The organism is Dysgonomonas sp. HGC4 (genome assembly GCF_001261715.1).
GTDB lineage: Bacteria > Bacteroidota > Bacteroidia > Bacteroidales > Dysgonomonadaceae > Dysgonomonas_A.
Map to the genome: position 1 here is coordinate 105,738 of NZ_CVRU01000056.1, position 15,612 is coordinate 121,349.

At 35.3% G+C, this 15,612-nt stretch carries 15 protein-coding genes; 7 read left to right on the forward strand and 8 right to left on the reverse strand.

The window, feature by feature from the left end; genetic code table 11:
- The first annotated feature begins 122 nt into the window (after positions 1-122).
- The 4 genes from HGC4_RS05425 to HGC4_RS05440 all read left to right on the forward strand — a co-directional run bounded on the left by HGC4_RS05425 (position 123) and on the right by HGC4_RS05440 (position 3,068).
- Complete coding sequence (locus HGC4_RS05425; protein WP_050709113.1) at positions 123-893, forward strand: S24 family peptidase; 771 nt, start codon at positions 123-125, stop codon at positions 891-893.
- 148 nt (positions 894-1,041) lie between these two features.
- Complete coding sequence (locus tag HGC4_RS05430) at positions 1,042-1,830, forward strand: cysteine hydrolase family protein (RefSeq protein WP_050709129.1); 789 nt, start codon at positions 1,042-1,044, stop codon at positions 1,828-1,830.
- A gap of 78 nt (positions 1,831-1,908) precedes the next feature.
- Positions 1,909-2,628 (forward strand): MBL fold metallo-hydrolase, encoded by a 720-nt coding sequence (locus HGC4_RS05435; RefSeq protein WP_050709114.1) that lies wholly within the window; start codon positions 1,909-1,911, stop codon positions 2,626-2,628.
- A gap of 59 nt (positions 2,629-2,687) precedes the next feature.
- The gene (locus tag HGC4_RS05440; RefSeq protein ID WP_050709115.1) at positions 2,688-3,068 is read left to right on the forward strand and encodes a VOC family protein; all 381 of its coding nucleotides are present in this window, start codon (positions 2,688-2,690) and stop codon (positions 3,066-3,068) included.
- A 77-nt stretch (positions 3,069-3,145) separates the two neighbouring features.
- Here the strand turns inward: HGC4_RS05440 and HGC4_RS05445 are convergent, their stop codons facing one another.
- The gene (locus tag HGC4_RS05445; RefSeq protein WP_050709116.1) at positions 3,146-3,535 is read right to left on the reverse strand and encodes a hypothetical protein; all 390 of its coding nucleotides are present in this window, start codon (positions 3,533-3,535) and stop codon (positions 3,146-3,148) included.
- A gap of 288 nt (positions 3,536-3,823) precedes the next feature.
- Positions 3,824-5,476 carry an AMP-binding protein gene (locus HGC4_RS05450; RefSeq protein ID WP_050709130.1) on the reverse strand — a complete coding sequence of 551 codons (1,653 nt, stop codon included), beginning with the start codon at positions 5,474-5,476 and terminating at the stop codon, positions 3,824-3,826.
- A 368-nt stretch (positions 5,477-5,844) separates the two neighbouring features.
- Here HGC4_RS05450 and HGC4_RS05455 point away from each other — a divergent pair, with 368 nt between their 5' ends.
- The 3 genes from HGC4_RS05455 (at position 5,845) to HGC4_RS05465 (ending at position 9,193) form a co-directional block, all read left to right on the forward strand.
- A complete protein-coding gene (locus HGC4_RS05455) occupies positions 5,845-6,651 on the forward strand; it encodes a mechanosensitive ion channel family protein (protein ID WP_185099950.1) in 807 nt (268 codons plus the stop codon).
- 64 nt (positions 6,652-6,715) lie between these two features.
- The gene (locus HGC4_RS05460) at positions 6,716-7,369 is read left to right on the forward strand and encodes a hypothetical protein (RefSeq protein ID WP_050709118.1); all 654 of its coding nucleotides are present in this window, start codon (positions 6,716-6,718) and stop codon (positions 7,367-7,369) included.
- A gap of 54 nt (positions 7,370-7,423) precedes the next feature.
- Complete coding sequence (locus tag HGC4_RS05465; protein ID WP_050709119.1) at positions 7,424-9,193, forward strand: hypothetical protein; 1,770 nt, start codon at positions 7,424-7,426, stop codon at positions 9,191-9,193.
- A gap of 73 nt (positions 9,194-9,266) precedes the next feature.
- Here HGC4_RS05465 and HGC4_RS05470 read toward each other — a convergent pair whose 3' ends face one another.
- From HGC4_RS05470 to HGC4_RS05495, 6 genes are all read right to left on the reverse strand, one after another.
- A complete protein-coding gene (locus HGC4_RS05470) occupies positions 9,267-9,686 on the reverse strand; it encodes a hypothetical protein (protein WP_050709120.1) in 420 nt (139 codons plus the stop codon).
- A complete protein-coding gene (locus tag HGC4_RS05475; protein WP_050709121.1) occupies positions 9,683-10,048 on the reverse strand; it encodes a hypothetical protein in 366 nt (121 codons plus the stop codon). Before HGC4_RS05475 ends, HGC4_RS05470 begins: the two co-directional genes overlap by 4 nt.
- Positions 10,049-10,159: 111 nt before the next feature.
- Positions 10,160-12,937, reverse strand: coding sequence for a S9 family peptidase (locus HGC4_RS05480; protein WP_050709122.1), 2,778 nt, complete (start codon positions 12,935-12,937; stop codon positions 10,160-10,162).
- Positions 12,938-13,037: 100 nt separating this feature from the next.
- On the reverse strand, positions 13,038-13,754 hold the full coding sequence (locus HGC4_RS05485) for a pirin family protein (protein ID WP_050709123.1): 717 nt from the start codon (positions 13,752-13,754) through the stop codon (positions 13,038-13,040).
- 51 nt (positions 13,755-13,805) lie between these two features.
- Complete coding sequence (ygiD, locus tag HGC4_RS05490; protein WP_050709124.1) at positions 13,806-14,645, reverse strand: 4,5-DOPA-extradiol-dioxygenase; 840 nt, start codon at positions 14,643-14,645, stop codon at positions 13,806-13,808.
- Between the two features lie 108 nt (positions 14,646-14,753).
- Positions 14,754-15,410, reverse strand: a complete 657-nt coding sequence (locus HGC4_RS05495) for a YceI family protein (protein ID WP_050709125.1) — start codon at positions 15,408-15,410, stop codon at positions 14,754-14,756.
- Positions 15,411-15,612: the final 202 nt, after the last annotated feature.

Below are 15,612 nucleotides of genomic sequence, written 5' to 3' on the forward strand. Positions count from 1 at the left end.
TTTGTAATTCATCATTTGGATTGACAATGCAAATATATTCGATATTTCGAACACAAACAAGTCTATTCAAATAAAGTATTCGACAAACCGAATATTTAGAATCAATCTAAATAAAAAAAAAGATGAAAAATTCAATAAACGAGCGCATTAAGATGATTGTAGAACAAAGTTCGAAATCAGTAAGGGCTTATGCTGAGTTTGCGAATATTGCCCAAACAACACTAAATGATTGTATTAAAGGCTCAACAGAGCCTAAATTTGGGCTCATCGACAAAATAATTAACGCCGAACCGAATATAAATACAGATTGGCTCTTAACCGGACGAGGCGACATGTACCGCAAAGAGGACAATGAAAGCAATCTAAGCCTCGCTATTGACGCGGAACAAGAGCCTTATTTCGTGAATAGCTCAGGCGTAAAATATTACGAAATGCCCAATGGGCGATTTCGCATGCGCGTACCTTTAATCCCCATAAAAGCTTATGCCAAATATGTAGATGAATATCGCGATGCAGAATTTGTTAATGACTTGGAGGAAGTCGAATTTATTGTCGACAAAATTGGCATGGGACGCTATTATGCTTTCGAAATAAAAGGAGATAGCATGGATGATGGTTCAAAACGCAGCATATGTGATAAAGATATTGTTTTAGCTCGTGAATTACCTAAGGATTATTGGCGTGACAGATTACGGAATGATGAGTATCCTTTTTGGATTATACTAATAGGTAATACCATTGTATGTAAACAAATAATTAAACAAGATTTGGAACGCTGCGAAATAACTTGTCACTCTTTGAATTCATCTCCCGAGTACGCCGATTTCACTCTAAGCATGAATGATATCAGCCAACTATGCAATATCGTAGCTCGTCAATCGGTACAATTTTAAGATATTGATTTATTTCATATCTTTATCATCCTATTTTTGGGGAAGAATTATTAAATTTAGCCAAAACACTTTTAGTGATCTCCCTTACAAACAAGCCAATAGTCTCCTAAATGTTGCCAATAAGTCTTAGACTTAAATTATGACTGCGATGAAAGAAAGAACAGCTGTACTAGGTATTGATATCCAAAATGATTTTACCCAATCTACTGGAGCTTTATTTGTAAATGGAGCGGATGCTGATGTTAGGCGGATGGCTACTTTTATAGAAGAATATGGTTCGAGTATCGATTATGTTGCACTCACAGCTGATTCTCATCAACCCATACACATTGCAAACCAGCACTATTGGAAAGACAAAGAGGGATACCCTCCTGCATTATTTACAACAATACACGCAGAAGATTTAGAACAAGGAAAATGGATGCCCCAATTCAATAAAGACAAGGCATTGAGCTACCTCAAAGCACTGGAAGCAAAGGGAGAAGTTTGCACTATATGGCCTGCACACTGCATACAGGGCAGTAAAGGGTGGTCAATAAACGAAATTCTAATCAAAGCTCTTTACTCGTGGTGCATAAACGAAGGCAAAACTTACGATCTTTTTTACAAAGGCATGCATCAAGCAACAGAACATTACAGCATATTTAAAGCTGCAGTAGAATATGATGACAGCGAGGAAACAAAACTGAACAAAAGATTGTTATCAAAACTAGAAGAGTTCGACAAAATATTAATAATGGGAGAAGCAGCCGATTATTGTGTAGCAAATTCTTTAAATGACATGTTGAAAGCTGCCCCCTACCTGGCAAAACGAATTATAGTGCTGACTGATTGTATTTCGTGGATCAATCCGGAAAACGAACGGGCAATAAAAATGTATGATGATGCCAAACTACAAGGGGTTAGATTTGCAACATCCGACCAATTCAGAGATTAAGGGCTAAAGCCTTTCGATTCTTCAATAAACATTATAAGAACTGAGAACGGTTCTAAATTTCTAATTTTAAACAAGAAAATGAGACTAACTTATATACATCATAGTGGGTTTGCTATTGAAACAGCAAATTTCACTATAATAATAGACTATTATCAAGATTCAATCAGTAAGAATCATGGTGTTGTAACCGACAGATTACTACATCGCCCACAAAAATTGTATGTGCTGGCATCGCATGGACATGCAGATCATTTTAATCCTGAGATTCTTAAATGGAGGGAGGAACGCCAAGATATAACTTATATATTCTCGAAGGATATTGAGACAGCATCTAAAACCACCTTCTGCGATATTACTTTCATAGACAAGGACGAACAATACAAAGACGACCTATTACAGATTGATGCTTTTGGCTCTACCGACTTAGGTATATCATTCAGAATAAAAGGAGATGACAAAGTTATATTTCATGCCGGCGATCTAAACAACTGGCATTGGAACGAAGAATCAACCGAACAAGAGATTAAAGAAGCAGAGGAATTTTATTTAAGAGAACTCAATCACTTGTCAGCCTCAACGCCATCTCTTGACATTGCCATGTTTCCCGTCGACCCACGACTTGGTAAAGATTATATGAAAGGAGCTGATCAGTTTTTAGAGAAAATACCTACACAGTTATTTATACCTATGCATTTCGACACCGCTTATGACAAGGCAGCTGAGATAAAAAGTATTGCCGAAAAATACAAAATAGAAGTATTTGTACCTTCACACAGAGGTGATATTATTGAAGTATAAAAGATATTTTTAATCCACAAAGGCTTACTGCCTTAACAACCAGATAAAGAGAAATAATTATGCAAATAGTAAGTAGATTTGACCACTTTAACGTCAACGTTACCAATTTGGAACGAAGCATAGAATTCTATGACAAAGCATTAGGTTTAAAAGAACTCAGACGCAAGGAAGCTCCCGACGGCTCATTTATATTAGTTTATCTATCGGATGGAGTAAGTCCATTCTCTTTAGAACTAACATGGTTAAGAGATCACTCTGAAGCTTATGAATTGGGCGAAAATGAAAGCCACCTATGCTTTCGAGTTGAAGGAGACTACGATGAGATTCGTAAATATCACAAAGAGATGAATTGTGTTTGTTTCGAGAATCACAAAATGGGATTGTATTTCATCAACGATCCTGATGATTACTGGATTGAAGTATTGCCTGTAATTAGATAAGCTAAATAGCTGAAAAACTCGGAAAAAATTTTCCGAGTTTTTTTTATAAGTATAAAGTAATATCTATTAATATCTAATTACCGAAGAAGGCATGAATATTTCCATCCAATAAGAAAATTATGCTGCCCTGACGCCTCAGAATAATACTGTATAATAGTATCTTCGTCTACCCAAACATTGGGCTTAATAGACTCTAATGTATTATTACATAAATCGAAGCACCCCTCAATATCTACTGCATTATTAAACTGCACCAGACTCATATCACATACCTCAAAGATATTGGGTATCCACAAAATTGAAGATTCTTTACAAGGTATTAAATAGACATTTGAAGTTGGATGTCTACGCCTTGATCTAGGATATTCTCGCTCCAAAGCAATACTACTACGCCCGATAAATGCCTGAGCTGTTCGGAGAATTTTTTTTATCGCTGCCTTTGACAAAGGATTAATTACTTCTTCCATAATATGATTAGTCCTCAAATAAATAAAGAAAAGTTTAGTTTCGTGTTTGCTATAATCTATTTACGCATTTATACCATCCCTCAGGCAAGAAAGGCTGTACAATGACGATATTTTAATTAGAAATACAATTTTTTCAATAAAGAGGCAGGGGGATCTTTAAATAAAACAGACGTATAAACCACTCTATTCTTTTCAGAATAAAACAATTAACACCTTGTTATTTTCAGCCCTCTGTTTCTTACAACTTATGCCTCCAAATCTACTAAAATATAAATGTAAGTTTGTGAATTATTTGTATAAAAAACGTTTAATACTTCTTTTTGGTGTTTTATCAAACTCTTCTGCACGTATTGTATAGTCTATAATTTGACTATATCGGGGAAGGCGTTTGTTTATATTCACCATTTCTGACTGCAATAAGCTATCTACACTCTCTTTTGAGTGCAAGGCATTTATAACATCATGATCGGGAAAGATAAGTGCATGCAGTTTACCGTCTCTTTCGACAATCAGCGATTCGGCAACATAACTAGTATTATTTAATAATTGCTCAATCTCTTCGGGATATATATTCTGACCCGATGGTCCAAGAATCATGGTTTTGCAACGACCTTTAATATACACATAATTACTCTCGTCCATTACCCCTAAATCTCCCGTTCTTAACCACCCATCAGCACCTAACACTTCTGCCGTTGCTTCGGGATTCTTATAATAGCCGAGCATAGTATTTGTGCCTCTTACTATGATTTCACCTGTAACGTTTTGAGGATCGGGCGAATCGATCTTCACCTCCATCCTATCGACCGGTTTACCGCACGAAGTTGCTCTATATGTCTCCCAATAGTCATACGATATAAGCGGACCACATTCGGTCATACCATATCCCACCGTATAAGGGAATTTAATACGCGATAAGAATTTACCTACTTCTGAATCTAAAGCGGCTCCACCAACTACAATTTCAACAACCTGACCTCCAAATACCGAGATTAATTTATCTTTTACTTTTGCAAATATTTTTTCTCTGATAATAGGAATCTTAATCAGAGTTTTTGTTGGCTGCTTATTCAATTCAGTAAAAACCCTCGATATAATTATCTTCTCAATAATCAAAGGCACAGCAATAATTAAAGTAGGCTTAATTTTCTCGAAAGCATTCATTATTATCTGAGGAGAAGGCAATCGCGTCAAGAAATGCACATGGCAACCTTTGGCTACTGACAATAATATCTCGAATGCTAGACCATACATATGTGCCATAGGCAACATACTTACAATACCATCGCCTGCTTTAACAAACTCAATACTTTCTATTGCAAATTTAGTGTTAGACCACAAACTTCTATATGGAATCATTACACCCTTAGGTGTACTGGTTGTACCCGATGTATAGTTGATAAGGGCTAATTCTTCAGGTTGCTCCTCATGAAACTTCAAGTCTGAAGGCAAGAAACCCTTTGGATATTTTTCTTTGAAAACAAGAGCCAAGTTCTCACATACCTGATTGAGTTTTTCGGAACGTGATTTTTGAATGGCATAATCCTCTATTGTAATAATGGTTTCTACATGAGGTATTTTCAAAGGATCAACCTTATCCCATACATGCTCTCCTACAAAAAAGACTTTGGCATCGCAATGATTCACAATATTATGAATACTCTCACCATCAAAATCATGTAAAATAGTTGTTACTATTGCTCCATAACTCATAGCCGCAAAGAAAGTAACCGCCCAATTTGTACAATTGCGCCCGCAGAGTGCTATTTTGTCGCCTTTTTGCACATTAATCGTGTCAAAAATAATATGCAATTCTGCCATTTTATGGGCAAAATCTTTAAAAAGGAGAGTACTTCCATTATAATCGCTAAAAACAGGCTTATCCCAATTGGTATGAATGCTGCTTTCTATTAACCCTAAAAATTTATCGTTGTTTTCCATGACTGCCATATCTATCATCCAGATTTTGTATACCTTATTTATATCTCCAAGGGATTTATTTATAACATCTACCAAGATAATAAGTTGCCTCGGAGTGTCTATTTATCATAAAGCCTTGATTTAATGCAAATATAACGAAATAATCTACGAATCAAATCAAAGTATAAAAGATAGCTTTCGTTTTTCACAAAATAAATAATATGATTTTTCTCATAAGATATTGCTTTGAATATTTGAATTTTACCATTTAAAGAACAATGTTTTTTATATATATTTGCACCATTTACTTCAATTAATTATTAATATAAACTAGAATAATTTTTATGTTAGGTTTTATTTTATTGCAAAACATAAAGGAGATAAGCCCTATGGCTTTAGAACCTATCCTACAAGGTCTATTGGATCGCCTGATAGGACTTGGCGAAAAATTAATAGTAGCCGCGATTGTTTATTTTGTAGGTTCGTGGCTCATCTCATGGCTACTCAAGTTGGTTCAAAAAATTTTAAGCCGAAAACTTGTTGATGGCGCCGTCCAAACATTTATCAATAGTTTGGTAAACACTCTATTAAGAATAGTACTGATTGTTGCTATTATTGGTATATTAGGAATTCCAACTACATCTTTAGCTGCAATAATAGCTGCCGGTGGTTTGGCTATTGGTATGGCAATGAAAGACAATCTTTCTAACTTTGCCGGTGGAATTATGATTCTGCTAAATAAGCCCTTTAAATTAAAAGACCGTATTTTTGTACAAGGGATGGATGGGGTAGTTATGGAAATAGGTATTCTTTATACAATACTACTAACAGCTGACGGACGTACCATATATATTCCTAATGGACCTTTATCGACAGGTAGCATTACCAATTATTCTACACAAAAGAATAGAAGAATAGATATTATATTAAATATAAACTATGGCAATAATGCTGATGAATTGAAAGCAGCATTAACAGAGGTAGTCAACAGAAACGAAAAAGTATTACAAGCTCCTACTCCATTTGTAGGAATAACTAACATCAACAACGGAAATTTTGACATAGTAATACGTGCTTGGGTATTAAATGACGATTATGGAAGTGTCAGCGTTGATTTGAATGAAGCTATTTACAATACTTTATCTCAAAAAGGGGTATTTGCAGCATCTTCTCTCTCTGTCAGAATGGTAAACTAAAAAGTCTCTTAGAACCAAGACGGATTCTTGGTTCTAAGAGCAATAATATTTATAGATTTGTATTATGAGAAAAAATGTAATTTTTGTAATTGTTTTTATCGCAGTAATTCTGGGATTGGTAAAACTACATACCATAAGCTTAGAGAATGAGAAGAATCAATCGATCGGTATTAAGGGCATTGCCAATATCGAGTATCCTGCAAGTGTAGAGGTTCGCAACGATATACCCTTCGAGTTATTAATAAACCCTGAGGATAAAGCTCTACTTCCTGATAGTGTAAACTGTGAAGAATTCAGACCTAACTTGATCTTGTTGAAGAAAGGATTTGATGAAAAAGACAGCTTTCAACTAAAAGAGTTTCCCAATATTATTGCAAATGCTATTTCATTGGAAAATTTCGATGCCTCAATTCTCGAAACAGAATATGCCGAGGCATTAGGAGAGAATCTAAATAATTTGGTGAAACAAAATGCAGAACGTACCTCTTCGACAATATCAAACTGGCAGGCATTACCTATCAGCAAAATAAATGGAGCAACTGTTTTAAAGTTCAAATACAAACTTGAAAACAGAAATAAGAAAAACCTTAATATAATTATAGCGTACTTATTTAAGGATAACAAGCAAGTAGAAATTACTTTAACTGCTCCCAATAAAAATATCGAAGAATGGACTGCTATCTATAATGAAATTCTGAATACAGCTTCAATTAATTGATTTTTCATTTATTCGGTATTTTACAATTCAATTCCAAATTTTTAAGATTAAGTAATGAATAAAGCATACACTACACTAATTTTCGTTATCGTCCTTTTTATTCAGTCCGGCAATATTGTCGGTAAAGACATACTTGCCACTCCACTCAAAAGAATTGACATTCTGAACATAGGCTCAATAGCCTACCCCGCTAATCTTGAAGAAAGAAGTGATATACCATTCGAATTATTAGTAGATGAAGAATTTCAGAAACTGGTGAACGATTCGGTTAACTATGAACAGTTTCGCCCTACTCTGATCTTTTTCGAGAAAGGATTTAAAGCACCTAAACCCTCGGGCAAAAAAATATCTTTCGGCTATATAAGCATTACAGCTCTGTCAGGAAAATACCGCTTTCCTAAAGAAATATCAGATGTACAAAAAGCCAAGATAGAGAACAATATCAAACAGGATGTAGACACCAATTTAGTTGGAACTCAATTCCAACTAAAGACGTGGAATCCATTCGAATTCAAGACTATTAATAATTTAGTAGCCATTCAATATTCCTACGAACAAACACTAAAAGGCAAAAACCCCACCAATATTATAACTACAAATCTTTATGATTCTGATCTACAACTACAGATAGTACTATCTGCCCCTAAAAAAGAGTATAAGAAATGGCTAGTGTATTACAATCAGATAATAGAAACCTTCAAACGCAAGGTCAATATTGGGGACATAGCCACTTTTGAATATCCAACTGATATTCAAGAAAGAAAAGATATACCATTCAAATTTTTAGTTGATAACGAGTTCAAAAAGATACTCGGGGAATCTATCGATTACGAACAGTTCCGCCCGGGCTTACTGTTTCTTAAGCGTGATTTTGAAATAGCAGACAGCACCAACATCAATCCTTTTGGTAGTATTTCATTTAATATATTACCCGAATATAATGCAAGAGCATTAAAAAAAGATTCTTTAAATCTGAATTTACTACAAGAGAATATCAAAAAGAACATAGATCAAAATCTTGAATCTACCGATTATAAAATAAATAGTTGGGGCGATTTTGAGATTTCCGAACTTAACGGTGTACCCATCTTACAATATTCTTATGAACAACAATTGAGAGACAACGAAGCCTCGAAGGTTTATTTAACATATTTCTTCGACAAATCGGGACAAATACAATTAACAATGTCGTCCCCTCTTAATAGCTTAGATCAATGGAAAAACAACTACGATAAAATACTGGCATCTTACCAACGTCTGATAGCAATTCTTAATATTGGAACCATGTTTTATCCTGCCAATCTGGAGGAAAGAAGCGATATTCCATTCGCAATGCTAGTAGATAAAGAGTCTAAAAAGAAACTAGGGGACTCTATTGACTATGAACGTTTCCGTCCTACATTATTATTTCTAAAGAATAATTTTAATGAGAATGACTCTACCCAATTAGAATCATTCAGCAGTATCACCATCAGTAGTCAAGAGGGAGATTTCAGCAGATTGAGTTATCCCGACTCTCTGAATATTGATACCATACAATATGAAATGAAAGCATCTGTTGAGCGAAATTTACAGAACACAGGTTATACTTTAATCAGTTGGGATTCTTTCAATTCGAGTATCAGCAATGGTGTTCGTACCCTCAGCTACTCTTATACTCAGCAATTGAATGGTGCTGAGCCTAAACATATATGCGTAACCTATTTTTACACAAAAGAATCACAAACAATGGTTACTTTAACCAGTTCAGCAAGTGAGTATTCATTCTGGAAACCCGAATACGACCAGATGGTTCAGTCGTTCAGACTATCGGGTTGGAGATAACTATATTTAAAGTCTAAATAAAAAAGATCGAGCCATTTATGGTTCGATCTTTTTATTTATATCTTTTGCCTCCTTACTCTACAAGATTAAATATATATTCGGAATTTGTGGTATGATCCGGATTTATTACAATCAAATAATCAGGGAATACCTCTAGCGACCCAAATTGATACCCATTGATACGCACAATATGATTAGGGCTATCCTTTTTCTTTTGAATCTGATAAGGATACTTACCGATCGACCCTTCGTTATTATAGAAAGAGCTTCTTTCTTTCGACTCACAATCTGCTTTTGTATAATAATCTACAACAACACTGTCTTTCTCGAAATTTAGGACGTTGTATGTTGTAATCAGACATCCTCCATCAATGAAAGATTTACAAGCTTCACTCACTACAATCGAGTATTTTTTACCTTCAAGAATATTACTTTGAGCAAAACCCAAAACAGAATAGAAGATCAGCCCTAATACGGTTAAGACAGATTTCATCTTCTTTCGCTTCTGAAATTTAACAGCAAAAGGTAATCGCTTACCGCATCTTGCAGAATTGTAGGTAGAGGTTTATCTGAAGGAATAACTTTCATTTCAAAAACTTTACCTCCTTCTGTGTAAATCCCTGATACTTTGTCTAACTCCAATTTGCTGTTTTCAAATTCGCGATACTCTTTATTTTCAGAGCTTTTCATCGAAACAAATTCTAAGCGGCTAATCATATCGTTCACTTTGTCGTATAACAACCACACATAAACTTTATTCTTATCCTCTTCTAAAATTCCGTTTCTTCTTATTTCAACTATTTCAATCTTTTCATTATCAAGATGAAATAGCAACTTATAACCTGGCTTAACCATAATCTAACAACTTTATTTATTACTTACTTTTTTCTATCGTCTTCGTATATTTATAACTATCAAGGCAACTGCCTAATAATAGATCCTCTATAAAGGTAAATAGGTATAGACCTATTCTATCTCTAATCCGTATGTTTTTCCTTTCTCTGTTGCGGGTACTCCCGTTTTCATCCATACAGGAGCAGCTTCTTCCTTCAAATAATGATCGAAAAATTGTTGTAAACGAATACTCAAGTCTTTACAATTGCGACGCTCCTTAAGATTATGAGCTTCATTATTATATTGAAGTAACCAAACGGGTTTATGCAATCTTCTTAAAGCCATAAAATATTCGATACCCTGATACCAAGGCACAGCCCCATCCTTATCGTTATGCATTATCAGAAGAGGTGTGTTTACCTTATCGGCAAAGAATATAGGCGAATTCTCTTTATACAAATCTGGAGCTTCCCACATAGTGGCTCCTATACGCGATTGCGTTTGTTCATACTGATATTGACGGCTTCGTCCCGTTTCCCAGCGTATTCCACCATATGCACTGAACATATTTGAGACAGGAGCACCCGATCCGGCAGCTTTAAACATATTGGTGCGGGTAACAAGATATGCTACTTGATAACCTCCCCAACTTTGCCCTTGTATTGCCATATTATCACGATCTATCCACTCGTTTTTCGCTAATTCTTCGACTCCCGAAACAACCGAATTATAGGCACTCTCTCCTGGATGCCCCGTTACATATTGAATATCGGGCGTGAATACAATATATCCTCTACTGCAATAGAAAGGGATATTTATAATAGAACGACTAGGTGCAGGTGGCGAATATTGATAGAGATTATCTGAATGCTTTTCATAAAAGTAAACCATCAAAGGATACTTTTTATTCGGATCGAAATTCTCCGGTTTATAAACAATTCCTTGCGATTGCTTCTTATCAAAAGTAGTCCATTCCACCAATTCGGCTGTACCCCAATTATAGTCTTTCATTTGAGGATTAATATCCGATAACTTAGTCTCAGTCTTCCAATTATTAGATGTCACAAATAAATCGGGCGAAGTATTAAAGTTGCTCTTGGCAAATAAATATATGTCTTTGTCTTTCGCTTTTTCGGGTGATGAGAATATATACTGATCTAATATTAATGGTTTCAGATTAGATTTCTCTACTTCATAAAACCCATGCTTTTTGCTTGTATTATCGAAAACCGAAAGCAATAACTTTTCATTATTCTTTATGAATCGGCTCTCTTTATCAGTTTTGATATATCGGAAAGTAAGCTTCTTATCCCGACCTAAGTTTTTAGTTAGATTCTCGGGAGCTTTAATTCCTATGGGGTCAAGCTTCCATATATCGTAAGCATCGTATACCAAAAAGGCTCCATCATTCTCCAACCAAGCACCAAAACCATAAGAATCGGGAATGGATGGTGTATCATGCTTTTCGTCCCAAAAGTTGATATTCAACTTATCAGTTAAACAAACCTCTTTTTCTGTTTCGAGAGAATAAGCATAATACTGACGGTCGTTTACATCGTACCATGCTAAATATTTGCCATCAGGCGAAAGGTTCAATTCTGCCTGCAATCCCTTCTTTATTTGTTTTTGTGTATGCCTATCTAAGTCTAAAAGCCAAATATAATTCGTTAATCGGGCGGCAATATCCCATTGAGTATCAAAAAGATAATTTAGGTTAGACGTTCCCACTGCATAACGACCATTATTTTCGTCCGATATACTCACATTGGGCATTTCCTCTGTTGCCAATTGATAGAACGTAAAACCATTATCCAAATCAACATAAGACAAATAAGTTTGTTTTATCTTTTTCTCTAATTCGACCAATTGTTGAGGCTGTATCAAAGGTTCTTCCCAATGCCAAAGATCAAGCTGAGCTTTTTCAAAATCGGGTATAGTTGTATCCTTCGGTAAAACGATAGGTGCAATCCCTAGAAGAAGCCTTTTTCCGTTTTTACTGAATTGAGGCTCATAATTCTCACTCACATTCCAATCCTTAGGCATTCCGCTTTTAGTTTTATCAACAATCAGCTTTGCCGAATCAGTATTGGAACTGAAATAAAATAAATCGTAATTCTTGATTTCAGCTTTTGCGCTATCCGATGTCGCTAAAAAAGCAAGCCTCTCTCCCGAATCGGATAATGACGGACTTTTATAAAGTGTTTTTCCTATCGAAACGATTTTCTTATTGTATCCCTTTAGATCGATATATACAACACTCGGTTTATTGATTGAATCCTTAGCCTCAGGTTTAGTAACTATCGCTAAGCCTTTTCCGTTTCTACTGAAAACAAAATCTGAAACATTCTTTACAGAATCTTCTTTTGCGGTATAGATATTACGAACAACCAGAGTACGAGTTTTCTCATCTGTTTTTGCTTTACCTTTTGCCTTAAGCGTATCATCTATTGTATATGCAATATAGTCAGAGAAATCTTTACCTACCTTAAATGCTTTTACATTAGCTATTTTTATTGCTGAAAGTTTATCAAGAGAAATAATCACCAGCGAATCCTTTGGCAATTTCTCATCAGCGGTTTTCTTTATTTTGGCTTGTCGCGTTACCTCATAAAGAGCTTTTATCTGAGCTACAATATATTTTTGATCGGGTGTAATTGTATATGCATATCCACGAGGAATACTCAATTCTCTTTTACTTTGCAAGTCGCGAATTAAAAGATAATCGTCTCCCTCCTGCTCCTTAATTACAGTAGCAGCATATCTTCCATCATTGGTAATCCCCATTGCAGACAGGCTTTTCCACGAATCATAAACAGAATGATCTAGTACTTTTTTTTGGGCAGTAATAGTTAAGGACACGAATAAAATAGCACAGATAGTAAGGTATTTCGAATACACTTTTCGAAGCATAACATATATATTTATCGTTTGACACAAAGTTAATAAAATAAAGCGAGTCAATACCCCTTTAATAGGATTGACCCGCTTACTTTTTTTGAACATTTTGAGCTTAGAATTCCATAGGAACTTCCATCAATAGAATTCTGGCATCATCCGATAAAGATTCTATCGTTAAAGATTCTGTATCCCAGATACCAAGTCCGTCTCTATTATCAAGAACCGTTCCCGAAACGTTGAAACTGCCTTGTATTACCATGGCAAATACACCGTTCGATTTCGATTTCAATTCATATTTTTCGATTACTCCTTTGTCAAAAGAACCAATTGAGAACCATGCATCCTGATGTATCCACAAACCTTGCTCGGTTGGGGTTGGAGATACCACCAACTGGAATGAGTTCTTATGGTTTAAGAAATCCAGAGTCTTTTGTTCATATCTAGGAGTTACATTCTTTTTATTAGGGAACACCCATATCTGAAAAAGATTTACAGGTTTATCTTTTTGTGCATTAAACTCACTGTGCTGTATTCCTGTGCCTGCAGTCATTACTTGTATATCTCCCGATTCTATAACACCGCCGTTGCCCATACTATCTTCGTGACGAAGACTTCCAGTTAAAGGTATTGTTATGATTTCCATATTATCGTGAGGATGTGTACCAAAACCTTTACCTCCATCTATGACGTCATCATTCAATACCCGTAAAGCTCCGAAGTGTATTCTTTCGGGATCGTAATAATTTGCAAAGCTAAATGTATGATGGGCATTTAACCAACCATGTTGTGCGTGACCGCGAGTTTCTGCTTTATATAAAATAGTTTTCATAATTGTTTTTCTTTCTTTTAATTAAACATTTGTATTGATAGGTCTACGACCTTAGTTGATAATAATAGAAGTCATGGATAATGCACCCGCTACTATCTTATCGTTAAACATACTGGCTTGTTCTCCTTCCGTTTGTAATGCCAAAGCATATATCATCGGAATATAATGATCTAATGTAGGCATTGCCAGTTGCGTCCATTTACTTAAAGACTTGTAATGAATTAAAGCACTGTGATCTCCTTTCTGTATTTTCTCTTTAAATAGTTCGTTTAATTCGATAGCCCAATCGTAACCATACTGGGCGTTAAAATCGCCTCCCTCGACTTGCAGCATACGCAGATTATGAATCATATTGCCACTGCCTATAATAAGGACCCCCTTTCTTCGCAAATACATCAGTTCTTTTGCCAGATCGTAATGGTATTGCATATCTTTTGTATAATCGAGACTTAGTTGTAATACCGGAATATCGGCTTTTGGATAAAAATATTTCAATACGCTCCATGTTCCGTGATCGAGTCCCCACTCATAGTCGGTTTCTACATTAAATTTAGAAGTATTTTCCTTTATATCATTTGCCAAGTCGGGAAATCCCTGTGCTTGATATTGTTGCATATATAATTCGCGTGGAAAGCCATAAAAATCATGAATCGTTTTAGGGCTTTGCATAGCTGTAACAAAAGTTCCGCGAGTTTCCCAATGTGCCGATATACATAATATTGCCTGAGGATGAGGAATCTCTTTTCCCAACTCAATCCATTTTTGAGCAAACTCGTTGTCTTCTATCGCATTCATGGGAGTTCCATGTCCTACGAATAAAACGGGCATCAATGGTGTATCCTTCAGATACGATAATTGTTTATGTAAATGTTGTAAACTATTTGTTGTCATATTAATCAACCCTCCTGCGTATTATTTGCATTCGAAATAAAAAAAGATCGGCTTTAGCGAATAAGTTGCTAAAGCCGATCAGGAAAAAATTCACTGTCAAAAACTCTCTTATTTGCTAGCAGCTTTAGCTATAATTGTTATTTGCAATTCAATATTGTCATCGATGAACTTGTCTTTCAAGTCAGCGAAAAGGCTTTTCGAACCATATTGAACGTTCCATTGAGTACGGTCAATAGTGAAAGGTACAGTAACAGCTTTGTAGGTATCACCATCTTTTGAGATTTTAGCTCCAAATGTGATGTTCTTTTCTACATCTTTCATCTTCAGATTACCACTTATATTGTGCGTAATAGAGTCATTACCCGCTACCGCTTCTACCTTAGTAATTGTAAAAGTACTTGTTGGGTATTTTTCAACATCAAAAAAGTCTGCACTTTTCAAGTGATTTACCAACATTTCGTTCATCTTTTGATCTGTAAGATCTTCGTCCGCAATAGCGTTCATGTCAATAGTAAATGAACCTGAAGCTACTTCTGTTCCGTTGACCGCCAAATTACCGTCTTTTATCCCGATAATTCCGTGGTGGCTTCCGCCTGGTTTAGTTCCTACCCAATGAATAGATGATGCTTGTGTATCAACTGTAAGTTGTTGTCCATTGCCGTCAGCTATCGCTTGTGAGTCTGTTCCTTCAATTTTGTTTTTTGGGCTGTTGCTACAAGATACTGCAAGCAACAAAATAGATAATACTAATAAATACGATTTCATAATTGTTTTTGTTTATTATTTCTAATGCAAATATAGATGGAGTTTAATCATTCTCAAAATAGATCTTTTTATACTTATCTATTAATATTTTTATAAATTTGTGTGAACTTTTAAGCTGATGAAAATATTGAATGATATACTTTCAAGTTGTAACAGGCTATTGTTATTATGCTTAACAAGTAAATAAAAAGGTCTGAGACCT

Coding starts and splice junctions, on each gene's coding strand:
- HGC4_RS05445 (WP_050709116.1), bottom strand. CDS start 3,535: ATGGAAGAAGTAATTAATCCTTTGTCAAAGGCAGCGATAAAAAAAATT.
- HGC4_RS05430 (WP_050709129.1), top strand. CDS start 1,042: ATGAAAGAAAGAACAGCTGTACTAGGTATTGATATCCAAAATGATTTT.
- HGC4_RS05470 (WP_050709120.1), bottom strand. CDS start 9,686: ATGAAATCTGTCTTAACCGTATTAGGGCTGATCTTCTATTCTGTTTTG.
- HGC4_RS05495 (WP_050709125.1), bottom strand. CDS start 15,410: ATGAAATCGTATTTATTAGTATTATCTATTTTGTTGCTTGCAGTATCT.
- HGC4_RS05450 (WP_050709130.1), bottom strand. CDS start 5,476: ATGGAAAACAACGATAAATTTTTAGGGTTAATAGAAAGCAGCATTCAT.
- HGC4_RS05435 (WP_050709114.1), top strand. CDS start 1,909: ATGAGACTAACTTATATACATCATAGTGGGTTTGCTATTGAAACAGCA.
- HGC4_RS05460 (WP_050709118.1), top strand. CDS start 6,716: ATGAGAAAAAATGTAATTTTTGTAATTGTTTTTATCGCAGTAATTCTG.
- HGC4_RS05480 (WP_050709122.1), bottom strand. CDS start 12,937: ATGCTTCGAAAAGTGTATTCGAAATACCTTACTATCTGTGCTATTTTA.
- HGC4_RS05440 (WP_050709115.1), top strand. CDS start 2,688: ATGCAAATAGTAAGTAGATTTGACCACTTTAACGTCAACGTTACCAAT.
- HGC4_RS05485 (WP_050709123.1), bottom strand. CDS start 13,754: ATGAAAACTATTTTATATAAAGCAGAAACTCGCGGTCACGCACAACAT.
- HGC4_RS05425 (WP_050709113.1), top strand. CDS start 123: ATGAAAAATTCAATAAACGAGCGCATTAAGATGATTGTAGAACAAAGT.
- HGC4_RS05465 (WP_050709119.1), top strand. CDS start 7,424: ATGAATAAAGCATACACTACACTAATTTTCGTTATCGTCCTTTTTATT.
- ygiD (WP_050709124.1), bottom strand. CDS start 14,645: ATGACAACAAATAGTTTACAACATTTACATAAACAATTATCGTATCTG.
- HGC4_RS05455 (WP_185099950.1), top strand. CDS start 5,845: ATGGCTTTAGAACCTATCCTACAAGGTCTATTGGATCGCCTGATAGGA.
- HGC4_RS05475 (WP_050709121.1), bottom strand. CDS start 10,048: ATGGTTAAGCCAGGTTATAAGTTGCTATTTCATCTTGATAATGAAAAG.